The organism is Bradyrhizobium sp. DN3, assembly GCF_041357655.1.
Classification (GTDB): Bacteria; Pseudomonadota; Alphaproteobacteria; order Rhizobiales; family Xanthobacteraceae; genus Bradyrhizobium.
In genome coordinates this window covers 94,946-108,299 of the sequence record NZ_JAULLN010000002.1, presented here as the reverse complement: position 1 = coordinate 108,299, position 13,354 = coordinate 94,946, and the positions used below count along the sequence as shown (strand labels likewise).

The following is a 13,354-nucleotide window of genomic DNA, read 5'->3' as shown; positions in this document are numbered from 1 at the left end:
GCGCAGCGAAGCAATCCAGAAATGTATCCACGGTGAGATTCTGGATTGCTTCGCTGCGCTCGCAATGACGGTGTTGACGCAGTTGCGCACAAAGATCTGGATTTCGTGCACGGACGCAGCGCGGCGCGTCTGGGACGCGAGCGATTTATTCTTCGATCAGTGAGTTAGCTTGAGAAGGTGCCGCTGCGATCGCTGAAGAGATCGAGCGGCTGCGGCGGCCGCACATCCGGCATCGCGGATGCGACCGAGGTGAGTGAGGCGTTGTTGCCCCACAATTTCTGCACGGTGGTCGAGACCGGCTGCGTGACGTCGCCGGGCTGATAGATCGAACGAAACACCGGCGTGCTCGGCGCATTGTCCGCGAGCGTCGTTGGCGACGTCGCACCGACGGGCGTCACAGCGCGAGTATTCGGGAAGGTCTGGAGATAAGCGGCGTTGTCGATGACCGGCGCAGCGGGCTGCACGCCATTCGCGCTCGCGACCTGCGTCGTCGAGGGCGTATCGCCATACATCGCCATCGCGCTGCGGGTCACTTTCGAATTGGCCGCGCTGGCATAGCGCGCGTCGAGCACCGAATAGACTTCGGAGACGCTGCGGGCGCGGCCGTCTTTGGCGTAAAAAATCGAGCGGTTGGCGGCAGCCGCATTGGGAAACAGCCGGGCGCCGACCGCTTGCGGATTGTCCTCGGCATTGGCGATCAGTTTCGCGGCGCCGCCGACGCCCATGAAATGGGCCATGTAGAGTTCGCTGTCGCTCGGCCTGCGCCCGAGCAAGCCGGTGAGCTTGAAGCTGTTCGACTGCGTCAGCGCCGCGGCCATGCCGGAAGCAGCGTCCGGATCGTCGCGCAGCTTCATGATCGACCGCTTCATCACGGGATCATCGACGGTGTAGGTGCCCGACGAGGTCCTGGTGATGGCGTCGGCATAGCTGCCATAGCCGAGTTGGGTGCCGGCCTCCTTCACGGTGCCAAGCCAGGTCTGGTCGATGAACTGGTAGAGCCCGTGCGCGGACGAGGTGGTGGCGCCGGCCGTCGGATCGAAATCCGATTCCATCTTGGCAGTGGTCAACATGTACTGGAAGCTGACGCCGGAGATATTGGAGGCCTGCTTGATCGCGCCGGCAACGCGCGCCCGCGACGGATCGAGACCGGCCGTCTGCGTCGCACTGAAATTGTCGACCGACATGATGAAGTGCCCGCCCCGCGCGGCGTTGAGCGGCGCCGGCAATTCGGCGCCCTGTCGTCTCACCGTGGGACAGGTATGGTTAATGCCGGGTTAATTCTGGGGTCGCCCCTTCCCCGAGTCATTCCGGGGCGCACCGCAGGTGCGAGCCCGGAATCCATTCCACCGCGCGCTATGCCGTACGATGGATTCCGGGCTCGCGCTACGCGCGCCCCGGAATGACAGCTTGCTATTTCTTATAGACCGCGTCCGGATCGAACAGCCGCTCCGCATCGACGAAGACGAGCTTGGCGCCGCCGTCCTCTCCCTCCACCTTGCGATAGAAGCAGGACCTGCGCCCGGTGTGGCACGCCGCGCCGATCTGCTCGACGCGGATCCAAATCGCGTCCTGGTCGCAATCGGTGCGCATCTCGACGACGCGCTGGGTCTGACCCGATGTCTCACCTTTTCGCCACAAGGCATTGCGCGAGCGGCTGAAGTACCAAGCCTCGCCGGTCGCGATCGTCTTGCGCAGCGCCTCCTCGTTCATGTGCGCGACCATGAGCACATCGCCCGTGGCGACATCGGTCGCGACGCAGGTCACGAGACCGCTCGCGTCGAACTTTGGCAGGAAGGCAAGACCTTCCTCGATCTCATGGGAGTGAGCGGACACGGGACCCTCGCTCGAGCATGATCCGGAAAAGTGTGAAGCGGTTTTCCGAAAAGATCATGCTCAAAAAATAAGGCCTTGCGAGGTCAGCGCGTCGTGCCTCGCACCAGGGACAGGAAGCGGGCCTGCTCCGCGGGATTGTCGCGGAACATGCCGGTGAAGCGGCTGGTGAAGGTGGAAGCACCATGCTTGGCGACGCCGCGCACCGACATGCAGGTATGCTCGGCCTCGATCAGCACCGCCACGCCGCGCGGCTTGAGGATCTCGTCGATGGCGGCCGCGATCTGGGCCGTCAGATGCTCCTGGGTCTGGAGCCGGCGGGCGAAGATATCCGTCAGGCGCGCGAGCTTGGACAGGCCGACCACGCGTTCCACCGGCGTATAGGCGATGTGCGCCTTGCCGTAGAACGGCATCATGTGATGCTCGCATTGCGAGGTGAATTCGATGTCGCGGACCAAGACGAAATCATCATAGCCCGCCGTCTCACCAAAGGTGCGGTCGAGCACCTCGGCCGGGCACTGGTGATAGCCCTGATAGAGCTCGTCGAAGGCCTCGACCACACGGCGCGGGGTGTCGAGCAGGCCTTCACGTTCGGTGTTCTCGCCGATATAGGCGAGCAGCGTCTTTACCGCCGCTTCCGCCTCGGCGCGCGCCGGGCGCGGCTGGTCGGCTCGGACGGCGACCGCGAGGAATTCGGCAGGATCAAGCTCAGCGGGGCGGCTCTCGGGCTGCCGATCGGAAGGCTTGTTAGGGCGGATGGATTTGATCGTGGCGTCCATATCGACTCCGTTCGACGGCCTTGCGGCCGGAGTGTCACCGGCAGACGGGGCGGCAAGCCGCCGGACGCCTGAACAGAATAATTGAACCTGGTGGAAAAGATCCTCTCCACCAGCGTCGGCCGCATGGTCTGGACCACCCCCGCTGGACTATTTTTCCGCCGGTTCCGCCCCTATATAGGACCGTGGACGGCGCGCGCCAAGGCCGATCCGGTGCGGAAGTGTTGGACTCCATCACATGCTGAACGACATCTACAACAAGCGGATCATCGAACTGGCCGGGAATATTCCGCGCCTCGGGCGGCTGTCGGACCCCGATGCCTCCGCCACTGCCCACTCCAAGCTGTGCGGCTCGACCGTGAAGGTCGACCTCAAGATGAACGGGGACACCGTCACCGACTTCGCCCATGACGTGAAGGCCTGTGCCCTCGGACAGGCCTCTTCATCCATCATGGCAAGTCACGTGGTCGGCTCGACTGCAAGCGAACTCCGTGAGTTACGCGAAACCGTTCGCAAGATGCTGAAGGAGAACGGTGCGCCTCCTCAAGGCAAATGGGAAGAGATCAAGTTCCTCGAACCGGTCCGCGACTACAAGGCGCGGCATGCCTCGACCCTTCTCACCTTCGATGCGGTGGTCGATGCCATCGGCCAGATCGAGGCCAAGGCGAAGCAGCCGGCGGCGGCGCAGGGCTAGTTTCATCAATGTCATTCCGGGCGCGCGTCAGCGCGAACCCGGAATCTCGTGCCGCAATCTCTAGATTCCGGGTTCGTCGCTTCGACCGTAGAAGAAACTTACTTCTGCGTCGCCGCGGCTGGTGTGGCCACGCCGCCGGCGGTCGGTGCCAAGGCTTCCGCGGTCTTGGTCGACCTGGCAGGCTGCTCCGGTTCCGTGCCGAACCTGGCCTGCGTCTTCGGTGCAAGCTCCGCCATCGCTGGCGCGGAGATGTCCACATGCGGCAGCACGTCGGCCACGAGGTCCGTCGTCACGAGATTGGTGAGCTTAAGCTCACCGGCGTCGAGTTCGTGCAAATCTTCCCACGGCGGCACGCTAAGCGCGAGCGACAGCAGATCGCCGGCGCCGCCCATGTCGAAGGTGTATTTGGCCAGCCGGCCGATGTCGCGTTCCACGATCATCAGGTCCTGCGCGCTGTAGCTGGCAGCCTTCGCATCGTCGGCGCGATCGCCCATCCAGATCTGATGAACGCGGACATGGGCGGCTTCCGGCACGTAGCGCTTCTTGCCGGCCAGCAGCAGGAACACGCACATGGATTCGCAATAGGCCCCGGACGCGACCGCCGGACGGGCGCCTTGCCCGCCGCGGTTCTGGAGGCTGATGCCGACCGTGGTCAGAAGTCCGAGATTGCGGAAGCGCCGGCCGAGGGTGATGGCATCGTTGACCGAACCGCCGCTGGAATCGAGCACCACGGTGGCGCCGCCGAGCTGGCGTCCACGAGAAAATTCCTCGAAATCCTTTGGCGTATCGGCGGTGATGATGCCGACTGCGCTGACCCAGCCGCGGCAGTTCGGCTCACAGGCCACCCAGCTGAACTTCATCGGCAGCTTGCGCTCTTCGAGCGCAGCACCGGCTCGCGCTGACGACCCGAATGTCGCGACGGCGCCAGCCAACGCGACTCCACAGACGGCGGTTCCCACTAGCAACCAGCCGCGAAGATTAAGGGAGTTCAGAAGTTTCAATCTGGTTCCTTCCCCAAGCCCCAAAGGTCCCCAAACAATCCCCGGTAGCGCCCTCTGAGTCCATCATACAGGCGTATGTTTCTACACACGGGCGTCATAAAAATGGTATCCGGGCGAATACAGCTCGTCCACAGATACTTGCTGCACTGCTCCCAGAAAGCAGGCAAAATATGGCGCGCAAACAACAGCTTACGGTTCCCTGCGTTGGAACCGAGCAATCCGTCGCTTAACGTCGCAGCAAAGCGCACATGAAGCATTCAGCCTGCGAGCACTGTTCCAATCCCGTCGCGGGCGCGCTCCGGCTCCCGCGCAGATTCGGCCGCGCTCTGATCTGGCTCTACCGCCATACGCTCTCGCCGCTGGTCGGTTACAATTGCCGGCACCTGCCGACCTGCTCCGTCTATGGTGACGAAGCGATCGAACGGTTCGGACTCTGGGCCGGCGGCTGGATGACGCTTGCGCGCCTATTGCGCTGCAATCCCTTCGGCACCTCAGGTATCGACAACGTACCGCTCACCGCACCGCAAGGCGCGCGCTGGTACCTGCCCTGGCGCTACGGCCGTTGGCGCGGGGTCAACGCGTCCTAAGCTGCTGCGGTGCTTTGCGCATCGCTGTCTTGACTGGAACCGGAACTCTCGGCTCGCGTTGATGTGATGCTCCCACAGGGGAGGAAACAACAATGCGCTGGAAAATCAGCCCTCATTTTCCCTTCAGGCTTAAGCCAAATCCTGGCTCCAAGCGGCACCACGACCCCAGAACCATGGATCTGCTCGCAATCGTCGCCCTGCTGGCGCTCGTGCTCGGCTCCGGCTGGTATCTGGCGACGAGCCTCGCAACGCCGCCAAGCACGACGGCGTTCATCGTGCCAAGCCAGAGCGTGCACTGGTAGCTAACGGAACCAGAAAAAGCGCCCGGACTGCGGTGGGATCGACTCCGGCGGACGTAGCCGCTTCGGCCGTGGCGGCTTTGGCGACGGCTCGGCGGACGAAGTGGTCTCCGCCGGCCCGGTCTCGCTGCCTGGCACCTTCACCGACAGCAGCAGGTTCGACTCGTGCGTCCGCCAGCGATAGCCCATGCCGAAATCGATCGGTTGGGCGCGCATGAACAGTTCGGCGTAGCGCTCCTGGTAGCGACCTGCGAATTCATCGATCGGACCGAGATAACGGCCGAACGGGAAGAACCGCCATTGCCGCGCGCTGTAGTTCGCGAGCGGAATGCCGGAATCGTCCTGGATGATGGTGGCGCTGTTGGCGAGGAGCCAATCGCGCACGACGGTGAAATTGCCGGAATGCAGCAGATAGGACGCGCTCTTGAGCAGGCTGTTGCCGGGGCCGAGCGTCTCGCAGAATTTCAGGAAGCCGGTCGTGCGCGCACCGGCATTGGAAAGATCAGTCGAGAAATAATACAGCGTGCGCGCTTCCCCATCGCTGCCGGCGAAGGTGATGCGGATGCCGCGCGTCGCGTTCGGTCCCGGATTGTCGCCGGCCGTATGCACGCCGCCCTTGTCGTCGAGCGCGATCATCTCGACGTTGCGGATGGTCTTGCCGGAGCGCGCGAGGAAAACATAGAGGATCGGCAGCGTGCCGTTGACCTGATTGGCGTGCAGGTCGACCTTCATCTGCTTGGTGATGAAGAACGAAAAGCTCAGGATCGACCCGAGCGAGCGCTCGACATTGTAGAGCGCTGCGCCGACCGATCCACGCGGCAGCCGCGTCAGATCGGGCACCGCCCCCACCGGTTCGAGCGCGCCGAGCACATAGGTGCTGGCCTTGGCATAGAAGGCGTTGGCGTAGAGGAAATCCGGGCCACTGAACATGTAGAACATGGTTGGGCGGGGCGCGGCGAGATTGACATCAGCCCATGTGCGAATCTTGGAGAGCTGCCGCTGCTCGAGCTGGGCGAAGGCGCCGTCGAAGAATTTCGCATGACGCTGCCAGCCCGGATCCTTCGTGAGCGGCACCAGCGGCGAGTCCGCCGAAGGCTGCATGCCGGCAAGGAAGCGCGCGGTGTCGTCGAAGGTGACGTCGGCGGCACGTGCGGACGAGACGACGGCAGCCAGCAAGGCAAGAGCGATGGCTGCAATTCTCAGGGGTCGAATCATGTCTATTCGCGATGTGATGAATTGCCAGCGGCGACCGGCCGCCTGCGGAAAGCAACATAAATCAGCAGGCCCGAGAGCATGACGAGCATCCCCGACAGCGACTGCACCGGCCGCTCGGTCAAGAGGTAGTACATCATGAACGCGGTCACGAGCAGGAAAACCAGCGGCGTGAACGGGTATCCCCAGGCGCGATAGGGCCGCGGCAAATCGGGATCGGTGATGCGAAGCTTGATCACGCCGGCGACGGTGAAGAAGGAGCAGAACAGCAGCGCGAACTGGATGAAGTCGAGCACCGCCTCGAAGCTGCGCGTGAACAGCAGCAGATTGGCGACAGCGAGCTGGAACAGGATGGCATAGGCCGGCGCACCGTTCGCCGACCTCTGCGAGAACACGCGCAGCGCCGGAATGTCCTCGCCCATCGTCATCATCACGCGCGGGCCGATCCACATCATCGCGCTGATCGAGGAGATCAGACCGACACAGATCATCGCGCCGACGATCCGGCCACCGAGGCCGCCGAAGATGGCGCTGCCGGCGACGCTGGCGACGTCGAGCTGGCCGGCCAGCGCGCTGACAGGCGTCGAATAGAGGAACACCGCGTTCAGCGCGACGTAGAGCACGAGCACGATCAGCGTGCCCGCGAGCAACGCGCGCGGCAGGCTTCGCTGCGGCGTGTTCATCTCGCCGATGATGTAGGTCGCGGCATTCCAGCCCGAGAACGAGTACATCACGAAGACGAGCCCGATCGCGAACGGCGCGCTGACGATGTGGGCGAGATCGCCCGGCTGCGGCGTGAAGGCGATCTGCTGCGGCACGCCGATGACGAAGCCGGCCACCAGGAAGGCGACGATCAACACGACCTTCAGAATCGTCGAGATCAACTGGAAGGTCGAGGAGTGCCTGACGCCGGTCAGTTGCACGAGCGAAACCAGCCACACCACGCCGATGGCAAGCGGGATCGGCGGCAGCTCGGGCACGACCGATTTGGCATATTCGCCGAACGCCATCGCGGCGAGCGCGACCGGCGCTGCAAATCCCACCGTCGCCGAGACCCAGCCGGCGAGAAAGCCGAAGGCGGGATGATAGGCGCGGCCGAGGAAATTGTACTCGCCGCTCGAGCGCGGAAACATCGCGCCCAATTCGCTGTAGGAGAACACCCCGCACAGCGCGACGATGCCGCCGATCGTCCAGAGCAGCAGGACCGAGAAGCCCGATGGGATGTCCTTGACCTGGAAGCCGAGGCTGGTGAAGACGCCGACCCCGATCATGTCGGCAACGACAATGGCGGTTGCGACCAGAACGGAGACCCCCGACCCGCCTCCGGTCAGCCGGCCAGTCCAGGGCGCAGTACCCGCATCTGATGCTGTCATCGGGTCCTCAAGCCTCAGGCGTCTCGCCCCATGGGGAGCATCGTGCAGATTGATCAGTCAATTCAAGCAGGGTTAACAAGGGTTAAATGAGGCGGGCGAACCGGGTATTTTGACACCGCTTATGCACGGTCCTGGGCAATAAACCCGCACAAACCCCGGACAATCCTGTTCTCCTCCCCCACAATCAGGACACGATTGCATGGTCCCTTTGAGCGTTCCGGATGTGGGGAAGTTTCACCGGACGCTTAACGTCACCTAAACGCCAGTCGGCTCAATTGTTTCAAGATCGCCGATGGACGTGACTTGATGGACGTGACTTGGGGTCATGGGTGGATGGTCGGGGCCGTTCCGAAATTGAGAGCTGACACTCGTGCAGAACGGACGATGTCCGGCGCGCGCGGTCGCGCGCTCCGGGTCGGCCTGATCTCAGCCTTGGTACCGATGTCGCTGACGCTGGTTCAATGCGGCAAGGCGCCCAATCCGGCGGCGCTCGCGGCGAACTCGCAGGCCAACGTGCAGGTGGTCGCCAAGACAAATACGCAGGTGGCAAGCGGCGACACGTTCGAGGATCGCTTCCCTGCCCCGCAGTTCAGGGAGCGTTTCCCCTCGGCGAGCGAGAGCTTCCTGCAACGGCAGATGTCGGACTTCTCGCCCAAGCGCGCCGTTCAGCAGCCGCAACCTGAGCAGGCGCCCTACAAGGTCGCTTCGCTCGAACCGCAGATCCCCTACAAGCGTCCGCCGCGCGAAGACCTGACGACGCTCGTCAGCATGAAGTCGTCGGCCTTTCCCTATTTCGGCAACAACCCCGCCTCTGACGCACCCTTCCTCAACATCTCCAAGGGCGACCGCCGCGGCCACCGCAGCTATTCGGGGCGCGTCTACTGGCAGGACGAAACCTACAGCGACAGCCGCGTGCTGGTTCACGTCCCCGAGCATTTCGACGTCCACAAGCCAGGCGTGATCGTGGTCTTCTTCCATGGCAATGGCGCGACGCTCGAGCGCGACGTGCGCGACCGCCAGCTGGTGCCGAAACAGATCACCGATTCCGGCGCCAATGCCATCCTGCTTGCCCCGCAGATGGCGGTCGATGCCGCCGATTCCAGCGCCGGCAAGTTCTGGCAGGCGGGCGGCCTCAAGCGCTTCATGGAGGAATCGGCCAACCACCTCGCCCGCCTGACCGGCGATCCCAACAGCGCGCGGGCCTTCGCCAACATGCCGATCGTGATCGTCGGCTACAGCGGCGGCTTCCTGCCGACGGCCTGGAGCTTAGAGGTCGGCGGCATCAGCGACCGCGTCCGCGGCGTCGTGCTGCTCGACGCGGTCTATGGCGAAATGGACAAGTTCGCGTCCTGGATCGAGAGCCACCGTTCCGGCTTCTTCGTCAGTGCCTACACCCGCTACACCGCGCGGCGCGATCGCGAGCTGATGAGCATGCTGCGGCAGAAGGGCATCAGCGTCTCGGAAGACATGGACGGGCCATTGCGGCCCGGCAGCGTGGTGTTCGTCGAGACTGGCGAGGGCATCACTCATCGCGATTATGTGACGAGGGCCTGGACGCGGGATCCGCTCAAGGACGTCCTGGTGAAGATGTCGGCGACGCCCGCGCTTGCGCTGACGCGCGTCGCCTCTACCAATCCATCCGCATCGAGCCGTTAAACGGACGTGACCGTGGCGCGCTGAGGGCCCGGTCTATCGCTTAGGTTTTCGGCAGCTTCGGAATGCTCTCGGTAAAGCCGTTGAAGCAGGCCAGCCGCTCGTCCTCTTCCTTGAAGAAACGGCAATCGGCGTAGCCCTTGGCCTTCGCCGGCTTCGGCTTCGGCGCCGGCGGGATCACGGCGTCGTAGCAGTTGAGACGGTCCTTGGTGCCGTCATCGATTTCGAGGCAGGCCTGGAGCCGCGCCGCGATCGATTGCGGCTTGCCCTTCGCCGCCGCGGCGGGCTTGGCCGCCGCCTCCTTAGTCCCTTTGGGCTTGACCTGCACCAGCGGCTTGTCCCCCACCATCGGTGGCTTGTCGGCTTGCGCGAACGCGGAGGCTGAATAGAGCACCGCGGCAACCGCCAAAATCATCCTCATCTCAGTCAACTCTCTCTGGTCCCCATGATGGGCGTTCTAGCGCTCTCCCGCGCGGTTTGCCAAGCATCTTGCACGCGGAAGCCGCGGGATTCAGGCCATCACGGCGGCAGCCGACCGGGGCCGGGTCAACAGCACCAGGAGCAGCGCCAACACGACGAAACCGACCGCGACGAAGCCGAGCGTGTGCAGGAGCTCGCGGGCGAACAGCAATCCGCCGATGGCCGAGCCGACCGCCTGACCGATATAGAGAACGGACGTGTTGAGCGCGACGGTCGCCGATGCCAGCGACGGCGCGGCCGCGACCAGCCGCACCTGCTGCATCGAATTGGTCGAGGCAAAGCCAAGGCCCCAGACCGCGACCGCGCCCGCCATCAATGCGAACGTGCCGACGCCAAGCGCCCAGCCGGTGATCCCCGCAAGCAGCAGGCAGGTGAACAGCAGCGAGGTGCGATAAGGGCCCGAGGTGTCGACGATGCGGGTCGCGATGGCGACGCCGAGGAAGCCGCAGACGCCGTAGAGCGCGAACACCATGCCGATGGCATCGGGTCCGGCGCCGGTGAGCTTGTTGAGCAGCGGGCCCATGAAGGTGAACACCACGAACTGCCCGGACATTTGCAGCATGGTGACCGCAAGCAGGAGCAGAATTGTCTTGCTGCGGCCGACCTCGGCCCAGGTCTTGATATCCACTGGCGCGCCCTTCAGGCCTGCCGGCAGGCGCAGCAGCAGCAACAGGAAGCTGATGCAGCCGAGCGCGCCGATCTCGCCATAGGCGGCACGCCAGCCAGAGCGGCTGGCGATGAAGGTGATCAGCGGCAGGCCGACGGCCGCAGCGAGCGACCAGCCGAGGAAGATGTAGGCGATGGTGCTGCCGCGCCGCTCCGCCGGCACGATCAGCGCCGCGGTGCCGGCAGCCTGCGGCGTATAGAGCGCGCCGACGGCGAGCATCACCAGACGGATGGCAAGGAGGCTCGCATAGTCGGGCACAAATGCCGAGGCGAGATTGCCGACAGCGAGCACGGCCAGCGTGATCGTGAGCAGCGTCCGCCGTTCGATGCGGCTGGTGAGCCAGGCCGTCAGCGGCGAGCCGATGCACAGCGTGATCGCGCCAAAGGTGATCAGGAGACCGGCCGCATGGATGCTGACGTCGAGCCCGGTCGCCAATTCCGGCAGCATACCCGCCGGCGCCAGCACCGAGCAGCCAGTGACGATATTGCCGAGCATCAGGGCGGTTGGCGCGAAGCGGCTGGCAGCAGGCGATCTTTCCATGCAAGTGCATGTAGAGCAGAGCTGCGGTCGATTAAAGGGCGCGGTTTGAAATAGTTGGTGCACCGTCCCAGCTTTTGCGCGCCACTTTCTTGGAAATGCCGGATTGCGCAGGCCGAATCGCCTGATATATCGCTCGTTCCCGCTTACCTGCGCTCGTTCGCAGGAGTGAGCCTCAGGAGAAAAGCATGACCGACCAGCCAAAATCCGAGTCCGGATTCCAGTACAGCCTCTCCAATCTGAAGCCCGTGTCTCCCGCCCCCAAGGTCACCCTCACCTTCCCAGACGGCGCCCAGCGCCAGTTCGACAAGGGCATCACCGGCCTCGATATCGCCAAGGGCATCTCGCCGTCGCTCGCCAAACGCACGGTCGCGATGGCGCTCGACGGCGCGCTCGCCGATCTCAATGACCCGATCGAGGCCGACGCGAAGATCGAGCTCGTCAACCGCGAGGATCCCCGCGCGCTCGAGCTGATCCGCCACGACTGCGCGCACGTGCTGGCCGAAGCCGTGCAATCGCTGTGGCCGGGCACCCAGGTCACCATCGGCCCGGTGATCGAGAACGGCTTCTACTACGACTTCTTCCGCAACGAGCCGTTCACCCCGGAAGATTTTGCCGCGATCGAGAAAAAGATGCGCGAGATCATCGCGCGCGACAAACCTTTCACCAAAGAGGTTTGGGATCGCGAGAAGACCAAACAGGTGTTCCGCGACAAGGGCGAAGCCTTCAAGGTCGAGTTGGTCGACGCCATTCCCGGCAACGAGCCGATCAAGATCTACTACCAGGGCGACTGGTTCGATCTCTGCCGCGGCCCGCACATGACCTCGACCGGCAAGGTCGGCAATGCCTTCAAGCTGATGAAGGTGGCCGGCGCCTATTGGCGCGGCGACAGCAACAACCCGATGCTGACCCGCATCTACGGCACCGCCTTCGCCAAGCAGGAGGACCTCGACGCCTACCTCAAGCAGATCGAGGAAGCCGAGAAGCGCGACCACCGCAAGCTCGGACGCGAGCTCGACCTCTTCCATTTCCAGGAGGAAGGTCCGGGCGTCGTGTTCTGGCACCCGAAGGGCTGGACCATCTTCCAGCAGCTGATCGCCTATATGCGGCGACGCCTGACCGGCGACTACAGCGAGGTCAACGCGCCGCAGATCCTCGACAAGGTGCTGTGGGAGACTTCGGGCCATTGGGGCTGGTATCGCGAGAACATGTTCGCGGCGCAGTCGGCCGGCGACGAGGCCGAGGACAAGCGCTGGTTTGCGCTCAAGCCCATGAATTGCCCCGGTCACGTGCAGATCTTCAAGCACGGCCTGAAGAGCTACCGCGACCTGCCGTTGCGCCTCGCCGAGTTCGGCGTGGTGCATCGCTATGAGCCCTCCGGTGCCATGCACGGGCTGATGCGCGTGCGCGGCTTCACTCAGGACGACGCGCACATCTTCTGCACCGAGGACCAGCTCGCCGAGGAATGCCTGAAGATCAACGACCTGATCCTGTCGACTTACGCCGACTTCGGCTTCACCGGCGATCTCACCGTGAAGCTCTCGACCCGGCCGGAGAAACGCGTCGGCACGGATGCGATGTGGGACCACGCCGAGCGGGTGATGGCGACCGTGCTGCGCGAGATCCAGTCGCAGAACAATCACATCAAGACCGAGATCAATCCAGGCGAAGGCGCCTTCTACGGCCCGAAGTTCGAATATGTGCTGCGCGACGCCATCGGCCGCGACTGGCAGTGCGGCACCACGCAGGTCGACTTCAACCTGCCGGAGCGTTTCGGCGCGTTCTACATCGACCATGACGGCGGCAAGAAACCGCCGGTGATGGTGCACCGCGCGATCTGTGGCTCGATGGAGCGCTATATCGGCATCCTGATCGAGCACTATGCCGGCAGCTTCCCGCTCTGGCTCTCGCCGGTGCAGGTCGTGGTCACCACCATCACCTCGGAGGCCGACGAATATGCCAAGCAGGTCGTCGAGCAGGCGCGGCGCGCGGGCCTTCGGGTCGAAATCGACCTGCGGAACGAAAAGATCAACTACAAGGTCCGCGAGCACTCGCTGGCCAAGATCCCGGCGCTGCTCGTGGTCGGCAAGAAGGAAGCCGAGACGCATTCGGTCTCGGTCCGCCGGCTCGGCAGCGACGGCCAGAAGGTGATGACGACGCAGGAGGCGATCGCCGCCCTCCTCGACGAGGCGACCCCGCCGGACGTCCAGCGGGCGCGTGGCGCCGTCTGATCCCTGAAATCGAT

The 13,354-nt window shown here is 64.0% G+C and carries 13 protein-coding genes; 5 read left to right on the top strand and 8 right to left on the bottom strand.

The genetic code is table 11. The annotated features are described in order from the left end of the window. Positions 1–164: 164 nt before the first annotated feature. From AAE027_RS03780 to folE, 3 genes are all read right to left on the bottom strand, one after another. Positions 165–1,226 (bottom strand): lytic transglycosylase domain-containing protein, encoded by a 1,062-nt coding sequence (locus AAE027_RS03780; protein ID WP_370986041.1) that lies wholly within the window; start codon positions 1,224–1,226, stop codon positions 165–167. 184 nt (positions 1,227–1,410) lie between these two features. After that, on the bottom strand, positions 1,411–1,833 hold the full coding sequence (gene hisI / locus AAE027_RS03775; RefSeq protein ID WP_370985564.1) for a phosphoribosyl-AMP cyclohydrolase: 423 nt from the start codon (positions 1,831–1,833) through the stop codon (positions 1,411–1,413). A gap of 83 nt (positions 1,834–1,916) precedes the next feature. Beyond that, positions 1,917–2,609 (bottom strand): GTP cyclohydrolase I FolE, encoded by a 693-nt coding sequence (folE, locus tag AAE027_RS03770; RefSeq protein ID WP_091889368.1) that lies wholly within the window; start codon positions 2,607–2,609, stop codon positions 1,917–1,919. Between the two features lie 235 nt (positions 2,610–2,844). On the opposite strand from folE, the gene AAE027_RS03765 reads away from it, so the two are divergent. Continuing rightward, positions 2,845–3,300 carry an iron-sulfur cluster assembly scaffold protein gene (locus AAE027_RS03765; RefSeq protein ID WP_091889370.1) on the top strand — a complete coding sequence of 152 codons (456 nt, stop codon included), beginning with the start codon at positions 2,845–2,847 and terminating at the stop codon, positions 3,298–3,300. 98 nt (positions 3,301–3,398) lie between these two features. Here the strand turns inward: AAE027_RS03765 and AAE027_RS03760 are convergent, their stop codons facing one another. Beyond that, a complete protein-coding gene (locus AAE027_RS03760; protein WP_370985563.1) occupies positions 3,399–4,301 on the bottom strand; it encodes a COG3904 family protein in 903 nt (300 codons plus the stop codon). A 248-nt stretch (positions 4,302–4,549) separates the two neighbouring features. Between AAE027_RS03760 and yidD the strand changes: the two genes are divergently transcribed. Together yidD and AAE027_RS03750 are read left to right on the top strand one after the other, a co-directional pair. After that, a complete protein-coding gene (yidD, locus tag AAE027_RS03755; RefSeq protein WP_091889374.1) occupies positions 4,550–4,888 on the top strand; it encodes a membrane protein insertion efficiency factor YidD in 339 nt (112 codons plus the stop codon). A 92-nt stretch (positions 4,889–4,980) separates the two neighbouring features. Further along, a complete protein-coding gene (locus AAE027_RS03750; RefSeq protein ID WP_370985562.1) occupies positions 4,981–5,190 on the top strand; it encodes a hypothetical protein in 210 nt (69 codons plus the stop codon). Here AAE027_RS03750 and AAE027_RS03745 read toward each other — a convergent pair whose 3' ends face one another. Further along, entirely contained in the window at positions 5,191–6,402 is a 1,212-nt protein-coding gene (locus tag AAE027_RS03745) for a hypothetical protein (RefSeq protein ID WP_370985561.1), read from the bottom strand. Positions 6,403–6,404: 2 nt separating this feature from the next. Continuing rightward, on the bottom strand, positions 6,405–7,772 hold the full coding sequence (locus AAE027_RS03740) for an APC family permease (protein ID WP_370985559.1): 1,368 nt from the start codon (positions 7,770–7,772) through the stop codon (positions 6,405–6,407). Between the two features lie 333 nt (positions 7,773–8,105). Here AAE027_RS03740 and AAE027_RS03735 point away from each other — a divergent pair, with 333 nt between their 5' ends. Continuing rightward, a complete protein-coding gene (locus tag AAE027_RS03735) occupies positions 8,106–9,428 on the top strand; it encodes an alpha/beta hydrolase (protein ID WP_370986040.1) in 1,323 nt (440 codons plus the stop codon). 40 nt (positions 9,429–9,468) lie between these two features. Here AAE027_RS03735 and AAE027_RS03730 read toward each other — a convergent pair whose 3' ends face one another. Together AAE027_RS03730 and AAE027_RS03725 are read right to left on the bottom strand one after the other, a co-directional pair. Then, positions 9,469–9,846 (bottom strand): hypothetical protein, encoded by a 378-nt coding sequence (locus AAE027_RS03730; protein ID WP_370985558.1) that lies wholly within the window; start codon positions 9,844–9,846, stop codon positions 9,469–9,471. A gap of 90 nt (positions 9,847–9,936) precedes the next feature. Beyond that, complete coding sequence (locus AAE027_RS03725; protein WP_370985557.1) at positions 9,937–11,112, bottom strand: MFS transporter; 1,176 nt, start codon at positions 11,110–11,112, stop codon at positions 9,937–9,939. A gap of 185 nt (positions 11,113–11,297) precedes the next feature. On the opposite strand from AAE027_RS03725, the gene thrS reads away from it, so the two are divergent. Then, positions 11,298–13,340 carry a threonine--tRNA ligase gene (thrS, locus tag AAE027_RS03720; protein WP_128933030.1) on the top strand — a complete coding sequence of 681 codons (2,043 nt, stop codon included), beginning with the start codon at positions 11,298–11,300 and terminating at the stop codon, positions 13,338–13,340. Positions 13,341–13,354 lie beyond the last annotated feature (14 nt).